This window comes from Geminicoccus sp., from assembly GCF_035556675.1.
GTDB lineage: Bacteria > Pseudomonadota > Alphaproteobacteria > Geminicoccales > Geminicoccaceae > Geminicoccus.
This window is the reverse complement of sequence record NZ_DATMFZ010000318.1, coordinates 1-16,254: the sequence shown is the minus strand read 5'-3', so window position 1 is coordinate 16,254 and position 16,254 is coordinate 1. Positions and strand designations below refer to the sequence as shown.

Here is a 16,254-nt window from a genome sequence, read left to right as displayed (position 1 = left end):
ACGATCTGAGCTAATGCCCCGCTCACATTGGAGAGCGGAGGCACCATCATCCGCGACACAACGGCGCGCAGGCCAGTCGGAGTGATATCCTGATGTTCTGGTGAGCCCATGCATTGCCTGCCGCGAAGTCGACTGCTCGTGGGCGGACGATGCCGTGGCGCTGGTAGGAAGACGGCCGTCACGGCGGGCTTTTGCTCACCATGTGCTCACCAGTCGAAAAATCCTGGTGAGGTATGTGCCGCTAACCCTCTGAAAAAAATGGTCGGAGCGGCGAGATTTGAACTCGCGACCCCCAGTCCCCCAGACTGGTGCGCTAACCGGGCTGCGCCACGCTCCGTGCGGGTGGGTCGATAGCACCGTCTTGCGGCGACGACAATGACGGGTTGAGCTGGCGGGACAAATCGCGTGCGATCTGGCCGAGCAGGCGGAGCTCGCCGTGGAGCTCGGTCAGCAGGCGGCGGCGCTCGGTCCCGCCGGGTTCGTGCGACGCTGACGGTTGCGGCTCGCCGAAAGACAGCGGCGGCGGGAGCTGGGGGTGGTCGTCGGGCGGGGGGGCGGCCACGAGCTGTTCCGCTGCGGCCGGAAGCTCGGCGGGAGCGGATGTAGACGAGGGGGCCGTACGCCGGCGGACGCGCAGGAGCTTCTGCACGCCCTTGATGGTGTAGCCCTCGTCGTAGAGCAGGCTGCGGATGCGCCGCAGCAGGTCGATGTCCTCCGGACGGTAGTAACGCCGCCCGCCGCCGCGCTTGAGCGGACGGACCTGGGGGAACTTGCTTTCCCAGAAACGTAGCACGTGTTGGGCGACATCCAGCTCGTCGGCGACCTCGCTGATGGTGCGGAAGGCGCTCGCGGCCTTGATCGGGCGGGAAGCGCGCTCCTCGGCGCTGCCGGACCCGACCAGCGTCTCGCTCATGCCTCGCCGTCCGCCTCGCCCGGCGGATCCTCACCGTTCAGCCGCGCCTTGAGCACCTGGGAGGGCCGGAACACCAGCACCCGGCGCGGCAGGATCGGCACCTCCTCGCCGGTCTTCGGATTGCGCCCGAGCCGTTCGCCCTTCTGGCGGACGGCGAACGTGCCGAACGAGGAGATCTTCACCGTGCCGTCGGACACCAGCGCGTCGGACACCCGGTCCAGCACCTCGTCCACCAGGGCCGCCGATTCGCTGCGCGACAGGCCGACCTCCTGGAACACCGCCTCGGCCAGATGCGCTCGTGTGACCGTCCGATCGGCCATGCTGGCTTTCGTCCCTCTCGGCAACACCATTCGCCAAGTCACGGTAAATCAACGCGATCCTCCAGTGCAAGAGGAACCGCGCCACGCTGTTCGCGCAAAAGGCGATAGTCTTGTGCGGATCCGGCCCAGGACACCAGAGGTCACCAGCGCAGCAGTGCCGCACCCCAGGCAAAGCCGCCGCCCATGGCGTTGAGGACCAGAAGATCGCCCTCGCCGATCCGGCCGTCCTTCACCGCGACATCGAGCGCCAGCGGGATCGAGGCGGCAGAGGTGTTGGCATGGCGGTCGACGGTCACCACCACCTGGTGGGGTGCGATGTCGAGGCGCTTGCCGACCGCATCGATGATCCGCCGGTTCGCCTGGTGCGGGATCAGGTAGTCGATGTCGGCGAGCCTGAGCCCGGCCTTGGCCACCACCTCGATCGCCGCCTCCGACAGGCGCTGGACCGCGTGGCGGAATACTTCCCGCCCGTTCATCCGCAGCACGCCGGTGGTCCTCGTCGAGGACACGCCGCCGTCGACATAGAGATGGTCGTACTGGCGGCCATCCGCGCCCAGGGCCGTGGCCAGCACGCCGCGATCGCTCACATGGCCGGGCTGTTCGGCCGCGGCCAGCACCATGGCACCTGCGCCGTCGCCGAACAGGACGCAGGTACCGCGATCCTCGAAGTCCAGGATGCGCGAGAAGGTTTCGGCACCGATCACCAGCGCCCGGCGGGCCCGCCCAGTGACCAGGAGCGCGTCGGCCACGGACAGCGCGTAGGCGAAGCCCGCGCACACCGCCTGGAGGTCGAAAGCGATGCCGACCGGCAGGCCCAGCTTGCGCTGCACCGCGGTCGCCGTGGCCGGGAAGGTGTTGTCCGGAGTGGAGGTGGCCACCAGCACGAGATCGATCGAGTTGCGGTCGATCCCGGCAGCCTCGATGGCGCGCAGCGAGGCGGCGACCGCCAGGTCCGAGCTGGTCTCGCCCTCCGCGGCGAAATGGCGCCGGGTGATGCCGGTCCGCTCCCGGATCCACTCGTCCGAGGTATCGACCATCCGGGCCATGTCGTCGTTGGTGACCACCCGCTCAGGCAGGTAGGAGCCGATCCCGAGCACGATCGAGCGCAGCATGGGCAACCTTCAGCCGACGGCCGCGGCGGGCGCACCGGCATCCCGTCCTGCAACCGCGGTCAATTCCTCGATGATTCGGTCATTGGTGCCGGCCCGGACCAGCTCGACGGCGGCATTGATCGCGTGCCCGAACCCGACCGCATCGGTGCCGCCGTGGCTCTTGACCACGATGCCATTGAGCCCGAGCAGCATGGCGCCGTTGTAGCGGCGCGGATCGAGCTTGGCGCGCACGCGGCTGAGCGCCGGCCGCGCCAGGAGGTAGCCGAGCTTCGCCCGCCAGTCGGAGCGGAAGGCCTGGCGCAGGAAGGAGCTGTACATCGCAGCGGTACCTTCCGCGATCTTGAGCGCGACGTTGCCGGTGAAGCCGTCGGTGACCACCACGTCGACCACCCCGCGGGTCACGTCGGTGCCTTCCACGAAACCATAGAAGTCGCGGTTGAGCGGGCTGGCCCGGAGCATCGCCGCGGCTCCACGGATCACCTCATTGCCCTTGAGGTCCTCGGTGCCGATGTTGAGCAGACCGATCTTGGGCTCGGGCAGGCCCAGCACGATCCGGGCAAAGACATGGCCCATCACCGCGAACTGCACGAGGTGCTCGACCCCGCAGTCCACGTTGGCGCCCAGATCCAGCACGATGGCGCTCTTGTCGCCCGCGGGCATCGGCCCGGCGATCGCCGGCCGGTCGATGCCGGGCAGGGTCTTCAGCACGAACTTGGCCATGGCCATCAGGGCGCCGGTATTGCCGGCCGAGACCGCCGCCGCGGCCCTGCCCTCCTTCACCGCGTTGATCGCCAGCCGCATCGACGATTGCCGGCCCTGACGCAGGGCATGGGATGGCTTGGCGTCGCCCGCGACGAATTCCGTGGTGTGGATCAGCGGCATCGCCGCGAGCGCCGGGTACTTGGCCAGATGGGGCCGCACCTTCGCTTCGTCCCCGAACAGCAGGAAATCGACGTCCGCGTGGCGCTTGTGCGCGAGTGCCGCACCGTCGATCACAACCGCCGGTGCATCATCCCCACCCATGAGGTCGAGAGCGATGGTGAGGCTCATGACCGGCGGAGCGCGGCCAGCGCCTGAAACGGATTGGGCCGGCCGTCATCGTCAGATGGATCCAGCTCCGCCCCCGGCAGCCGGGGATAGGGGTCAAGCGCCAGGGACAGTTCCTCCACCACCGCCTCACCCAGATCGATCACATCGCCGTCCAGCGGCTCGATGTCCGGCGCCTCCGCGTCCACCGTCTCCGTCATCTCATCCATCTCGGGCGTCCAGCCCGGCAGGTAGAGGCGCTCGAACTCCGTCACCACCTCGACCGGCATCGGCTCGAGCGTCACCACGCAGGTCTGGGTGACCTTGGCATGCAGGCGGCCGCGCAGCCGCACACCCTTTGCCGCGGGCGGACGGTCCAGCCGGCACTCTGCCTCCAGCGAGGCCACGTCCTGCAGTTCTAGGCGACGGGCGATCGCCGCCCGCTCGTCCGGCTCCGCCACGACCGTCACCGTGACGGGCGTTGCCGTGATCCGGTCGACCTTCTGGCGACGTTGGAGTTCCACCGACGAGTTCACGCACATCCCCCGTGGCGTTGCCGGCCGCCACGTCACCGACCTCGACATATGATGGATACGCATGGCGAAACGACAATACCGTCTACGGCCCACAGCCCGCTTTGCTCGGCATCGGTGGCGGCCTGCGATGGGCGCGGAAGGTAGGAGCCGGCTCCGTGAGGGTCAAGGTTCCGCAGCCAGCAGGGTGGGGAACGGCCGGCCGCGCAGTTCCGCCAGGATGGCGAACAGGTCTGCGGCGAGCGCGGCGCCGTCGACGACCCTGCTCTCCTCCCCGGCATTCTTCTGCAGGAACCGGTCCAGCTCGGCCACGGCGCTCGCGGACACCGCCGTGCCGGCCGGCGGGAATACCCGCTCGGCGATCTCGGTGCGGGCCTGCCAGGTCTCCCCCAGCTTGCGCATCTCCCGGCCCACCGACAGGTCGCCCACCCCCAGCTCCCGCAAGGATCGGTCCATGTCGAGGAACATCCGGTCGACGATCTCCTGGCCGAGCCGGCGCCCGTCGTCCCCCAGATCGCCCAGTGCCGCGAGTTGCACCAGCACCTGCCAAGCGATCATCTCGTACCGGCCGGCCGGCGTGTCGGCCACGCCCATGCGGGCATAGAGTTCCGGCCGACGCGCCCGCTCGACCGCCTGGGCGTAGAGCCGCTCGGCCGTCCGCCGGCGTTGCCCGCCGCCGAGCAGGCGGCGCAGGCCGGCAACGATCCCGCCTTGCTGCGACGAATTCATGGCCTTAAGTTTCCCGGACGCTGGTCGCAGGCCGGCGGCATACCTGCTGCATGGTTGGGGGACGGACCTTTCCGATGACATCCTGCCGCATGCTCCGGCTGACAGGCCCGGCAATGGCACTCCTGGCCCTGGCCGCCTGTACGCCGATGATCGACAATCACGGCCATCGGTTCGATGCGGACATGGCCGGTGCCATCGTGCCTGGGGTCACCTCCAAGCAGGAGGTGGCCCGGCTGATGGGCTCGCCGTCCGCGCTTGCCACCTTCGAGGACGACGAGTGGTACTACGTGGCGCAGAAGACGGAACGCAAGTCGTTCTACCAAGCTGAGATCACCGACCAGCAGGTGCTGGCGATCAGCTTTGGCGATGACGGGCTGGTCACCGACGTGACGCGGAGCGATCTGTCCCAGGCGAAGGACATCACTCCGGTCGCCGACATCACTCCGACTTCCGGCAACGAGTTGAGCCTGGCCCAGCAGCTGCTGGGCAATATCGGCCGCTTCAACTCCGAGGGTGGACCTACCGATCGGTCGCCGCCGTTCTGGAGCCAGCGCTCCCGCCGACCCGGCAGCTGACCTCGGCCGCGATTCCGACCGTCAAACGAAAGGCCCGGCCGGAAAGCACCCGCCGGGCCTTTTTTTGTCACGCGCAGCCTTTCCGGCTGCGCGTGCGGTAGACGGCTCAGGTCGGAGCGAAGCCGCCGAGCACGGCCAGGATCAGCAATGCCACGATGTTGATGATCTTGATCATCGGGTTCACCGCAGGCCCGGCCGTGTCCTTGTAGGGGTCGCCGACGGTGTCGCCGGTCACCGCCGCCTTGTGTGCTTCCGAGCCCTTGCCGCCATGATGGCCTTCCTCGATCAGCTTCTTGGCATTGTCCCAGGCGCCGCCACCCGTGGTCATCGAGATCGCCACGAAGATGCCGGTCACGATCGTGCCGAGCAGCATGGCACCCAGCGCCACGAAGGCCTTGGCCTGGCTGTCCACTGCCACGATCACGGCGTAGAGCAGGATCGGCGCCAGCACCGGCAGGAGCGAGGGCAGGATCATCTCCTTGATCGCTGCCCTGGTCAGCATGTCGACGGCCCGGCTGTAGTCCGGCTTGGCGGTGCCGGCCATGATGCCGGCGTTCTCGCGGAACTGCCGGCGGACCTCCTCGACGATCGCACCGGCCGAGCGGCCGACCGCCTTCATGCCCATGGCACCGAACAGGTAGGGCAGCAGCCCGCCGACGAACAGGCCGATCACCACGTATGGATCGGCGAGGTTGAACGATAGGTTGGCGTGTTGTGGGAAGTAGTGGCCGAGGTCCTGGACATAGGCCGCGAACAGCACCACCGCCGCCAGGCCCGCCGAGCCGATCGCATAGCCCTTGGTGACCGCCTTGGTGGTGTTGCCGACCGCGTCCAGCGCGTCCGTGGTCACCCGGACCTCCTTGGGCAGGTCCGACATCTCGGCGATACCGCCCGCATTGTCGGTGACCGGCCCGTAGGCATCCAGGGCGACCACCACGCCGGTCAGCGCCAGCATAGTCGTGGCGGCGACCGCGATCCCGTAGATCCCGGCCAGCAGGTAGCCCGCCAGGATGCCGCCGCAGATCACCAGCACCGGCAGGGCGGTGCCTTCCATCGAGACGGCCAGCCCCTGGATCACGTTGGTGCCGTGCCCGGTCTCGCTGGCGCGCGCGATCGAGCGGACCGGCGCGTGCTTGGTCGAGGTATAGAAGTCGGTGATCCACATGAGCAGACCAGTGACGGCCAGGCCCACCAGCGTGCAGCCGAACACGTGCAGCCAGCCGAACGACCGCCCGACCGTGGGCGTGAACTCGGTGCCCGACAGCATGATCAGGGTGAACAGCAGCATCAGCACCGCCGAGATCACCGCCGCCACGATGAAGCCCTTGTACAGGGCGGCCATGATGTCGTTGCTGGGCCCGAGCTTCACGAAGTAGGTGCCGGCGATCGAGGCGAGCAGGCAGGCGCCGCCTATCACCAGCGGGAACAGCATCAGCGTCGCCTGCTGCGCGCCGTCGAAGAAGATGGCACCGAGCAGCATGGTGGCCACCATGGTGACCGCATAGGTCTCGAACAGGTCGGCAGCCATGCCGGCGCAGTCGCCGACATTGTCCCCGACATTGTCGGCGATCACCGCGGGATTGCGCGGATCATCCTCGGGAATGCCGGCCTCGACCTTGCCGACCAGGTCCGCGCCGACATCCGCACCCTTGGTGAAGATGCCACCACCCAGCCGCGCGAAGATCGAGATGAGCGACGCGCCGAACGACAGGCCGACCAGCGCCTCCAGGATCCGGCGCTCGTCGACGCCGATCGCGAGCAGAAAGCCGAAATAGAGGGCCACGCCCAGAAGGCCCAGCGCCACCACCAGCATGCCGGTGACGGCACCCGCCTTGAACGAGACGTCCAGGCCGCGCGCCAGGCCGGAGCGTGCCGCCTCGGCGGTGCGCACGTTGGCCCGGACCGACACGTTCATGCCGATGAAGCCGGCGGCACCCGACAGGCAGGCGCCGATCGCGAAGCCCAAGGCCGGATAGATGCCCAGCAGCACGAGCAGCAGCAGCAGGATCACCACACCCACGATCGCGATGGTGGTGTACTGGCGGTTCAGATAGGCACCGGCCCCTTCCTGGATGGCGGCCGCAATCTGCTGCATCCGTTCATTACCTGCGGGGAGTGCCAGGACCTGGGCACGCGTCATCACGCCGTAGCCAAGTCCGGCCACCCCGCAGGCGATCACCAAGAAGTAAAGGAAGATCTCGAAGCCCGTCATCTTCTGCCCCCCTAGGCGGCAGCGCGGGATCCGGCCCTCTGTTCGGGTCCGGTGGCCGCACGTGCCACGTGGCCGGCCGATCGACGGGCAAGCGTCACCGGCCGGATGGTACAGAAGTTCTAAGGGCCGGGATCGGTCACTGTCCACTTCCAGGCGAGCCGCCGGCATCCCCCGGGCCGCCACTGGTCGAAGCCCCCTCACCCAGTGCCGGCAGCGGCTCGATGCGGTCCCGGACCTGCTGCTCGGTCGGCTCGAAGCCGACCAGCACGGACCAGATCGCCGGCTGGTCCTGGTGTGTGAAGGGCAGGCGCTGACGCAGCGTCTCCCGGCGCATGGTGCGCCGCTCGTTGCGGCCGGGCTGCAGGATGACCGGGAAGGTCTGCTTGTCGACCACCTCGCCGGTATCGGTGGTCACTGCCACGAAATAGTCGACCTGGACCCGATCGCCCGCGTAGCCGGGCCCGGTCCGCAGATCGACCGTAACATCGAAATCGACCAGATAGTCGAATTCGCGCGCTTCGCAGCTCGAGCGCAGATCGCCGAGCGTGGCGGTCCAGGCCGCCTGACCGTCGGCGCTGCGCCCCTCGCTCACCGCGAGGTCAGCGACCAGCGTGGGGCGCGGGCAGTAAGGCTCGCTGCTGGCCGTGGGCCGCGGCGCATCGTCGCCGCCGGAGCAGCCCGTCAGCCCGAGGAGCAGGGCAGCCGCGAATGTCGATCGGATCGTGCTCATCTTCACCCGGTATCCGGCAGGCGGCCGCTTCCTAACGGTCCGGCGGCTCGTGATGGGGCGACCGGTAGCCGCGTGGCCGCTCGCCCGGCACTGCCGGTAGCAGGGAGCCGGCAGGCCCGGCAAGCGACGCCGCTTCGCACGTGGCCGCGGAGCAGCGGTGCAACGCGGCAGATTGCGCCGGCGCACGGCCAGGACATATGATCCCCGCCCATGCTAGCCGAGGACGACCAAGACCTTCTCGAGCCGGGCGACCCGGCAGTTCGGGCCGCCCCCATCCTGGCTGCCCTGGATCTCGGCACCAACAACTGCCGGCTGCTGGTGGCACGCGAAACCGAAGGCGGCTTCGAGGTCATCGACAGCTTCTCGCGCATCGTGCGGCTGGGCGAAGGCCTGGCCCATACCGGCCGCCTGTCCGACGGCGCCATGACCCGCACCATCGCGGCAATCCGGGTGTGCCGCGGGATCATGCTGAAGCGGGGCGTCACCCGGGCGCGCTGCGTGGCCACCGAGGCCTGCCGGCGCGCGGACAATGGCCAGGACTTCGTCGAACGGGTGCGGCGCCAGACCGGGATCCGGCTGGAGGTGCTGAACCAGGAAGAGGAAGCCTCGCTCGCCCTGCTCGGCTGCCTGCCGCTGATCGACCACGCCGCGCGCCACCTCCTGATGATCGACATCGGCGGGGGTTCGACCGAACTCATGTGGCTGGACCGCTTCCGCCGGCCCGAGGACGGCGGTGCGCATTCCCTGTCCCTGCCGCTGGGCGTGGTCACCCTGTCCGAGAGCTTCGGCTCGGAGCCGGACCCGGAACGCTATGACCGGATGGTCGGCTTCGTCGCCAGGCGTCTGGCCGCATTCGAGCCGGTGCGCTGGTACGAGCAGCAGGACCGCCAGGGCCGCGTCCAGGTGCTGGGCACGTCCGGCACCGTCACCACCATGGCAGCGATCCATCTGGGCCTGCGCCGCTACGACCGGCGCCAGGTGGACGGCACCACCCTCGACTATGATGTGCTCGACACGGTGGGCCGCCATCTGCGCACGCTGACCAACGCGGAGCGGGCCGCGCACCCCTGCATCGGCAAGGGCCGGGCCGATCTGGTCGTGGCCGGCTGCGCGATTCTGGAGGCGGTCTGCCGGATCTGGCCGATCGAGCGGCTGCAGGTGGCCGACCGCGGGGTGCGCGAGGGCATCCTGAACGACCTGCTAGGCAAGGGACTGCACCAGATGCTGGCGCTGACGGGCGGATTGGAGCAGGCGAGGGTGAGCGCATGAGCGGCAGCAACTCCCGGACCCGGGTGCGCCTGCGCGACGCGCGGGCCCATAGTGCCTCCTCGCAGCGTTGGCTGACCCGGCAGCTCAACGACCCGTTCGTGCAGCGTGCCAAGGCGCAGGGTTACCGGGCACGCTCGGTGTTCAAGCTGGAGGAGATCGACCGACGGTTCGGCCTGATCCGTCCTGGGATGGTGGTCGTGGATCTGGGTGCCGCACCCGGATCGTGGAGCCAGTACGCGGCGAACAAGCAGGCCCGGGTGGTGGCGGTCGATCTCCAGCCGATCGCGCCCATCGCCGGCGTCACCATCATCGAGGGCGACTTTTTGGCCGAAGCGACCGAGGCGGCCCTCGCGGCGGCGGTCGGATCGGGCGTCGACCTGGTGCTGAGCGACATGGCTGCCTCCTCCACCGGCCGCAGGCTGGTGGACCGGCTGCGCGCGGAGCAGTTGGGCGAGGCGGTGCTGGAATTCGCCGAGACCCATCTGGTTGAAGGCGGCAGCGTGCTGATCAAGCTCGTCCGCGGGGCCGAGGCCACCTTGCAGCAGCGGGCGAAGGCCATGTTCCGCAGCGTGCGCATCCTCCGCCCGGATGCTACCCGCAGCGACAGCTCGGAATGCTTCCTCCTGGGCCTGGACCGGCGTCCGCCTCCAGTCGAGGAAGTGGTCTCGAACGAGTGACCGGAGCCGGGGCGGCTGGTCAGGGTCAGGACCAGGCGGAGGACACCACGCGACCGGAAGCGGCGTGTGCCTCCGTCAGCCCCTCAGGTCGATCAGGCGGCCGCGCAAGGTCTCGTCACGCGGCCGTCGTCGGACCCGACGATCCCTGACCAGGCTGCCGTCCACACGCCCGGCGCTGCGCGGGTAGGTCGGCTCGCCGCGCGTCGGCGCGCGTCGTTCGGCAGGCTCGACCTTGCCATTGGGCAGAATGATCTCGCCCCGGCACTCCTCGACCATCCCCCGGCCATCCTCGACCATTGATGCCGCTCCAACCGGTTTCAGTCACCGCATATTGGTAGCGATCATAGCGGGCGACACCTGGGCGGCAGAAGCAATCCGCGCCCATAGCGCATTATGATACGCGTGCTGCCCTCCGTTACGATCTCCGCCATTTTTCCGAAATGGCTGCGAGCATCTCATGCTATCACCCGATCGTGACCGGCACTGTTGCATGGGTGCTGCGGTGCGGGATCGCATGGCTGCTGCGCAAGCTGCGTGGGTGGACTTGTGCTGCGCGTGGCCGCAAGTGGACGATCTCGTAGCGGAGCGCAGACGGAGGCGCAGGCTCATGGAACGGCGGCTGTTCGGGACGGATGGGGTGCGGGGCACCGCCAACATTTGGCCGATGACCGCCGAGATGGCGCTGCGTCTGGGACAGGCGGCGGGTCGAGTGTTCGTCCGGGGCAGCCACCGCCACCGGGTCGTGATCGCCAAGGACACCCGACTGTCCGGCTACATGATCGAGCCGGCGCTCACTGCCGGCTTCGTCTCCGCGGGCATGGACGTGATGCTGGCGGGGCCTTTGCCCACGCCTGCCGCCGCGTTCCTGACCCGCACGCTGCGCGCCGACCTGGGCGTGGTCATCTCCGCCTCTCACAATCCCTACCAGGACAACGGCATCAAGCTGTTCGGGCCAGATGGTTTCAAGCTGTCCGACGCGATCGAGCTGGAGATCGAGCGGGCGATCCTGGCGGACGCCGCATCGGCGCTGGCCGGACCTGCGGAGCTCGGTAGGGCGCTGCGCATCGACGATGCGCATGGCCGTTACGTGGAGTATCTGAAGAGCAGCTTTCCGCGCGGCATGACCCTGGCCGGCCTCAAGATCGCGGTCGATTGCGCCAACGGCGCCGCCTACCACATCGCACCCGACCTGTTCTGGGAACTGGGTGCGGAGGTCGTGCGGGTCGGCACCTCGCCGAACGGCTTCAACATCAACCATGACTGCGGCTCGACTCATCCGGAGAATGTCGCCCGCGCAGTGCTCGCCCACGGCGCCGATCTCGGCATTGCGCTGGATGGCGACGCCGACCGGGTGGTGATGGTCGACGAGCACGGCCAGATCATCGACGGCGACCAGGTTCTGGCGCTGATCGCCACCCAGTGGCAGGAGGAGCAGCGGCTCACCGGCGGCGGCGTGGTCGCCACGCTGATGTCGAATCTCGGCCTGGAGACCTATCTGGCCGATCGCGGCCTGCCGCTCCTGCGCACCAAGGTCGGCGACCGCTACGTGGTCGAGCGCATGCGCCAGGGCGGCTACAACCTGGGCGGCGAGCAGTCCGGCCACATCATCATGACCGACTTCGGCACGACCGGCGACGGGCTGCTGGCGGCGCTGCAGGTCCTGGCGGTGCTGCTCAAGAAGAACCGGCCGGTCAGCGAGGTTGCCAGGCCGTTCACGCCCTTGCCGCAGAAGCTGTCCAACGTGCGGGTGCAGCGGCGCATCGACCTGACCTCACCGGCCATCGAGCAGCTGATCAAGGACAGCCAGGCGAGACTCGGCCGCAAGGGCCGCCTGCTCGTGCGCGCCTCAGGCACGGAGCCGCTGATCCGGGTGATGGTGGAGGCCGAGGACGAGGCACTGCTGAGCGACATCCTGGGTTCGGTCAGCGGCGCCATCGCCAGCTACGCGGACTCGCCGTCCCACTGACCCGCCTGGAGGCCAGGGCAGGATCATGCATTTTCCGAGCTGAACCCGGTCCTGGCCGGGCGTACCGCGCCGGCAGAGGGGCCGTGTTGTCGATCGCCCCCCGTCACTTAGGCTTTCGTTAACCAGGTTCTGTCAGGATCCACGCAGGTGAACCGGGCCAGTGGCCCGTCGGCGTGGAGGTCGGACTTGGATCTTACCGGCTATCTCGGCCTGGCCCGCGGGCTCGGCCTGCAGCGTGCGTTGGACGTGGTGGCGGGCAATGTCGCCAATGCAGACACGACCGGCTTTCGGCGGCAGGACCTCGTATTTGCCAAGGACCTGCGCCATGCGGGCGAGCCGGGCCAGGTCGCATTCGCCCAGGACTTCGGCACGGTCGTAGACCGCAAGGAAGGGGCACTGCGCAGCACGGGTGCCGCCCTCGACCTGGCGCTGGTAGGCCCCGGCTGGTTTCAGGTGGAGACGGCGGAGGGCGAGCGCTTGACCAGGGCCGGCCGGTTCACGACCGATGCGGCGGGCCGGCTGGTCGCGGGCGATGCCGCGGTCCTGGACAATGGTGGTGCCCCGATCATCCTGCCCGATGATGCCAGGAGCATCACGATCGCCGCCGACGGCACGATCTCGGCGGACGAGGTGGTGGTCGCCCGCCTGGGCCTGGTCCAGCCGGGCGATGACGCCGCCCTGGTGCCGGAAGGCAGCGGCCGCTACCGCACCGACGGCCCGATCGTCCCGGCCGAGGCGGCCCTGGTGGTCCAGGGCTCGCTCGAAGGCTCCAATGTCCAGCCGGTCCGAGAGATGACCCGGCTGATCGAGGTCACCCGCGCCTTCGAGAGCACCCAGCGCCTGCTGGAAACCCATCACGACCTGGCCCGGCGCACGGTCGACCGGATGCTCGCCTCGTCCTGACCCCTGCCCGATCGGGAGCCCGTTCATGCGATCCCTGAACATCGCCGCGACCGGCATGGCCGCGCAGCAGCTCAACGTCGACGTGATCTCCAACAATATCGCCAACATGACAACGACCGGCTTCAAGCGGGCTCGCCCGGAGTTCCAGGACCTGCTCTACCAGAGCCAGCGCCACGGCGGCGCGGCCTCGTCGGAGACCGGCACGACCGTGCCGGCGGGCGTGGATGTGGGCCTGGGCGTGAAGACCGCCGCGGTGTACCGCGTGCTGGAGCAGGGGCCCCTGGTCGGCACGGAGAACGATCTCGACCTGGCGATCCAGGGCGAGGGCTACTTCGTGGTGGAGCTGCCTTCGGGCGAACTCGGCTACACAAGGTCCGGCAATCTGCAGCTGAGCCCGGAGGGCCAGCTGGTGACCGCCGACGGCTATCCCGTCTCGCCCGGCATCACCGTGCCGGGCAATGCGATCGAGGTCGCCATCAATCCGGAGGGCGGGGTCAGCGCGCGCATTCCGGGCCAGGTCGAGCTGCAGGAGCTGGGCCAGCTGGAGCTTGCGAGCTTCGTGAACGAGGTCGGCCTGGAGCCGCTCGGCAACAACCTCCTGGCGGAGACCGCCGCGTCCGGCCCGGCGATGATCGGCACGCCCGGCTCGGACGGGTTCGGCACGGTGCTCCAGCACTATCTGGAGAACTCCAACGTCAACCCGGTGGCCGAGATCACCAGCCTGATCACCGCCCAACGCGCCTACGAGCTGAACTCGCGGGTCATCACTGCCACCGATTCGATGATGGGCACCGTGACCCAGTTGCGGGGCTGAGGATGCGAACCATGCCGCCCCGCTTCTCGGGCTGGTGCAGGACGGCAGCCCTGCTCGCCGCCTTGTTGCTGGCCCATCCGGCCGCGGCCGGGGTGTCCATCACGATCGCACCGGGCATGGCGCTGGACGAGCCGGCACTTCAGGCGCTGGTCCGCCAAGAGCTGGCAGCCGGCCGGGACGGCGACTGGCTGATCCGGATCGTCCAGCCCGCCCTGCCACTCGGCAACCCCAGCGCTGCACCGGTGCTCGTGACGCTCACGGCGGATCAGCCGGCCTCGGGCGGGAGCGGCGGGCGGCGGCTGACCGGCTGGCTCGCGGTGCAGGATGGCACCGGGCATGTCGGGCGGCTGCGCATGGTGGCGGTCCTGGACGAGGTGGTGACGGTGCCGGTGCCGGTCGAGGCACTGCCGGCGGGAGCACTGGTGACGCCGGAGCAGTTCCGCATGGTGCCCTGGCCACTGCAGCGGCTGGATCCGGATGCGCTGCGCTCGATGGCTGAACTCGATGGCATGGAGGTGGTGCGCCGGCTGCCAGCCGGCCGGCCGGTGCTGCGCAACGGACTCCAGCAGCCGCGCATGGTCCGCCGCGGTGAGCCCGTGCGGATCAACTTCGTGCGCGGCGGCCTGCGCCTGAGCGTGACCGGCACCGCACTGGATGATGGTGCGCTGGGCGCGACGGTGCGGGCCAGCAATCTGACGAGCGCCCGTCAGGTCCAGGGGCGGGTCGTGGCGGCAGGCGAGATCGCGATCGGAGAAGATTCATGACGGGGATCGGCGGAGCCTGGCCGGGATCGGCCAAGCCGACGGAGCGGAGGGCGGATGACCCGATGCACGGCGGACGGGCCTGGACGAGGCGGGCGCGGCTGGTGCTCCTGGTCCTGCCGTTGGCCGGCTGCGGCATCTCCGAGCGCCTGGAGGCGATCGGCAAGACACCGCCGCTGACCCCCATCGAGAACCCGGTCGCAGTGGCGGGCTACCAGCCGGTTTCCCTGCCGATGCCCGACCCCGAGCCGGCCCCCACGGCCGGCGCCAACTCGCTGTGGCGCAGCGGCGCGCGCGCCTTCTTCAAGGACCAGCGGGCGCGGGAGGTCGGCGATGTGGTGACCGTCCGGGTGACCATGGCGGACCGGGCGGAGCTCAGCAACGAGAGCACCAGGGCCAGGCGGAACAGCGAGGACCTCGGCATCAACCAGATGTTCGGGATGGCGGGAAAGCTCGGCGACCTGCTGTCCAACGAGTCGGAGGACGGCGACTTCGTCGGGCTGAGCAGCCAGTCGGGCAGCCGTGGCAGCGGCACGGTCAGCCGCGACGAGGAGATCAGGCTGGCCGTGGCGGCGGTGGTGACCCAGGTGCTGCCGAACGGCAACCTGGTGATCCGGGGCCGCCAGGAGATCCGGGTGAACTTCGAGGTGCGCGAGCTGGTGCTGGCCGGGGTGATCCGCCCGCAGGACGTCACCTCCGACAACACCATCGCGCACGAGAAGATCGCCGAGCTGCGCATGGCCTATGGCGGCCGCGGCCAGATCACCGACGTGCAGCAGCCGCGCTATGGCCAGCAGGCGCTGGACATCCTGCTGCCCTTCTGAAGACCGGGCAGGGTCGCCTCTCGCGTCGACGGGCGTCGTGGCAGGCGGCCGGGCTCCCACTGCCGGCAGGCGCACCCCTTCCCCTGCCCTCGTTCCCTATCCTGCCCGAGGCGTTTGCCGGAGTGTGCGGGACGGGACGGTGGAGCGGGAGGGCGTGTGTCGGCAGCGGCGGCGAGGTCAGCCGGTCTCGGCCAAGCCCTCCGCCGGGACGCCGTGCTTCAGGTCGAGAGAATAGCCCTCGGCCCGCACGGTGCGGAGCAGGTCGGTCTCGCCGTTCTGGTTGAGCGAGCGGCGCAGGCGACGCACGGTGGCGTCCACGGTGCGCAGCTCGATCTCGAGGTCGGAGCCCCAGACCCGGTCCAGGAGCTGGCTGCGGTTGAACACGCGGCCGGGGTTCTCCAGCAGGTAGCGCAGGAGGCGGAACTCGGTAGGCGACAGGTGGACCTCGCGGCCGCTGCGGAACACGCGGTGCGCGGTCAGGTCCATGCGCAGGTCGTGGAAGGTCAGGGTCTGCTCGGAGAAGGCCGGGCGGACCCGGCGCAGCACCGCCCGGATCCGGGCCACCAGCTCGGCCGGCGAGAACGGCTTGGTGACATAGTCGTCCGCACCGGTCTCCAGGCCGCGCAGCCGGTCATGCTCCTCGGTGCGCGCGGTCAGCATGATGATCGGCACGGCCGAGGTATCGGCGCGGCGGCGCAGCCGGCGGCACAGCTCCACGCCGGAGACCTCCGGCAGCATCCAGTCGAGCAGGACCAGGTCGGGGGCGCGCTCGTCGATCAGCTGCAGCGCCTCCTCGCCGTCGAAGGCCTGGGCGACGTCGAAGCCGGCCGACTTCAGGTTGTAGGCCAGGAGCTGCTGCAAGGGTGGCTCGTCCTCGACCACCAGGATCA

At 69.3% G+C, this 16,254-nt stretch carries 18 protein-coding genes and 1 tRNA gene; 8 read left to right on the top strand and 11 right to left on the bottom strand.

The window, feature by feature from the left end; all coding sequences use genetic code 11:
- Window positions 1-259: 259 nt before the first annotated feature.
- The 7 genes from VNS22_RS22545 to VNS22_RS22515 form a co-directional block, all read right to left on the bottom strand.
- Window positions 260-337 (bottom strand) — tRNA-Pro (locus VNS22_RS22545).
- Window positions 314-913, bottom strand: coding sequence for a MerR family transcriptional regulator (locus VNS22_RS22540; RefSeq protein WP_325736493.1), 600 nt, complete (start codon window positions 911-913; stop codon window positions 314-316). The genes VNS22_RS22545 and VNS22_RS22540 overlap by 24 nt, the downstream gene beginning before the upstream one ends.
- Complete coding sequence (locus VNS22_RS22535) at window positions 910-1,233, bottom strand: integration host factor subunit alpha (protein WP_325736489.1); 324 nt, start codon at window positions 1,231-1,233, stop codon at window positions 910-912. Before VNS22_RS22535 ends, VNS22_RS22540 begins: the two co-directional genes overlap by 4 nt.
- Window positions 1,234-1,373: 140 nt before the next feature.
- The gene (locus VNS22_RS22530) at window positions 1,374-2,351 is read right to left on the bottom strand and encodes a beta-ketoacyl-ACP synthase III (protein ID WP_349261871.1); all 978 of its coding nucleotides are present in this window, start codon (window positions 2,349-2,351) and stop codon (window positions 1,374-1,376) included.
- Between the two features lie 3 nt (window positions 2,352-2,354).
- Complete coding sequence (gene plsX, locus VNS22_RS22525; protein ID WP_325736486.1) at window positions 2,355-3,395, bottom strand: phosphate acyltransferase PlsX; 1,041 nt, start codon at window positions 3,393-3,395, stop codon at window positions 2,355-2,357.
- Window positions 3,392-3,895: a DUF177 domain-containing protein gene (locus tag VNS22_RS22520; RefSeq protein ID WP_325736484.1), complete on the bottom strand. Its 504-nt coding sequence runs from the start codon at window positions 3,893-3,895 to the stop codon at window positions 3,392-3,394. The genes plsX and VNS22_RS22520 overlap by 4 nt, the downstream gene beginning before the upstream one ends.
- 174 nt (window positions 3,896-4,069) lie before the next feature.
- A complete protein-coding gene (locus tag VNS22_RS22515) occupies window positions 4,070-4,633 on the bottom strand; it encodes a ubiquinol-cytochrome C chaperone family protein (RefSeq protein ID WP_325736482.1) in 564 nt (187 codons plus the stop codon).
- Window positions 4,634-4,722: 89 nt separating this feature from the next.
- On the opposite strand from VNS22_RS22515, the gene VNS22_RS22510 reads away from it, so the two are divergent.
- On the top strand, window positions 4,723-5,208 hold the full coding sequence (locus tag VNS22_RS22510) for an outer membrane protein assembly factor BamE (protein ID WP_325736480.1): 486 nt from the start codon (window positions 4,723-4,725) through the stop codon (window positions 5,206-5,208).
- Between the two features lie 106 nt (window positions 5,209-5,314).
- On the opposite strand, the gene VNS22_RS22505 is transcribed toward VNS22_RS22510, so the two are convergent.
- Window positions 5,315-7,420, bottom strand: coding sequence for a sodium-translocating pyrophosphatase (locus VNS22_RS22505; protein WP_325736478.1), 2,106 nt, complete (start codon window positions 7,418-7,420; stop codon window positions 5,315-5,317).
- 136 nt (window positions 7,421-7,556) lie between these two features.
- A complete protein-coding gene (locus tag VNS22_RS22500; protein WP_325736476.1) occupies window positions 7,557-8,150 on the bottom strand; it encodes a hypothetical protein in 594 nt (197 codons plus the stop codon).
- A 210-nt stretch (window positions 8,151-8,360) separates the two neighbouring features.
- Between VNS22_RS22500 and VNS22_RS22495 the strand changes: the two genes are divergently transcribed.
- Together VNS22_RS22495 and VNS22_RS22490 are read left to right on the top strand one after the other, a co-directional pair.
- Window positions 8,361-9,419: a Ppx/GppA phosphatase family protein gene (locus VNS22_RS22495; RefSeq protein ID WP_325736475.1), complete on the top strand. Its 1,059-nt coding sequence runs from the start codon at window positions 8,361-8,363 to the stop codon at window positions 9,417-9,419.
- On the top strand, window positions 9,416-10,096 hold the full coding sequence (locus VNS22_RS22490) for an RlmE family RNA methyltransferase (RefSeq protein WP_325736473.1): 681 nt from the start codon (window positions 9,416-9,418) through the stop codon (window positions 10,094-10,096). Before VNS22_RS22495 ends, VNS22_RS22490 begins: the two co-directional genes overlap by 4 nt.
- Before the next feature lie 75 nt (window positions 10,097-10,171).
- On the opposite strand, the gene VNS22_RS22485 is transcribed toward VNS22_RS22490, so the two are convergent.
- Complete coding sequence (locus VNS22_RS22485) at window positions 10,172-10,393, bottom strand: hypothetical protein (RefSeq protein ID WP_325736471.1); 222 nt, start codon at window positions 10,391-10,393, stop codon at window positions 10,172-10,174.
- A 310-nt stretch (window positions 10,394-10,703) separates the two neighbouring features.
- Between VNS22_RS22485 and glmM the strand changes: the two genes are divergently transcribed.
- From glmM to flgH, 5 genes are all read left to right on the top strand, one after another.
- A complete protein-coding gene (glmM, locus tag VNS22_RS22480; RefSeq protein WP_325736470.1) occupies window positions 10,704-12,062 on the top strand; it encodes a phosphoglucosamine mutase in 1,359 nt (452 codons plus the stop codon).
- 186 nt (window positions 12,063-12,248) lie between these two features.
- The gene (locus VNS22_RS22475) at window positions 12,249-12,965 is read left to right on the top strand and encodes a flagellar hook-basal body complex protein (protein WP_325736468.1); all 717 of its coding nucleotides are present in this window, start codon (window positions 12,249-12,251) and stop codon (window positions 12,963-12,965) included.
- Between the two features lie 25 nt (window positions 12,966-12,990).
- Window positions 12,991-13,779, top strand: coding sequence for a flagellar basal-body rod protein FlgG (gene flgG / locus VNS22_RS22470; protein WP_325736466.1), 789 nt, complete (start codon window positions 12,991-12,993; stop codon window positions 13,777-13,779).
- 11 nt (window positions 13,780-13,790) lie between these two features.
- Complete coding sequence (gene flgA, locus VNS22_RS22465) at window positions 13,791-14,543, top strand: flagellar basal body P-ring formation chaperone FlgA (protein WP_325736464.1); 753 nt, start codon at window positions 13,791-13,793, stop codon at window positions 14,541-14,543.
- Window positions 14,544-14,605: 62 nt separating this feature from the next.
- Window positions 14,606-15,364 (top strand): flagellar basal body L-ring protein FlgH, encoded by a 759-nt coding sequence (gene flgH / locus VNS22_RS22460; RefSeq protein ID WP_325736463.1) that lies wholly within the window; start codon window positions 14,606-14,608, stop codon window positions 15,362-15,364.
- Between the two features lie 177 nt (window positions 15,365-15,541).
- Here flgH and phoB read toward each other — a convergent pair whose 3' ends face one another.
- Window positions 15,542-16,252 carry a phosphate regulon transcriptional regulator PhoB gene (gene phoB, locus VNS22_RS22455; protein WP_349261870.1) on the bottom strand — a complete coding sequence of 237 codons (711 nt, stop codon included), beginning with the start codon at window positions 16,250-16,252 and terminating at the stop codon, window positions 15,542-15,544.
- Between the last annotated feature and the right edge of the window lie 2 nt (window positions 16,253-16,254).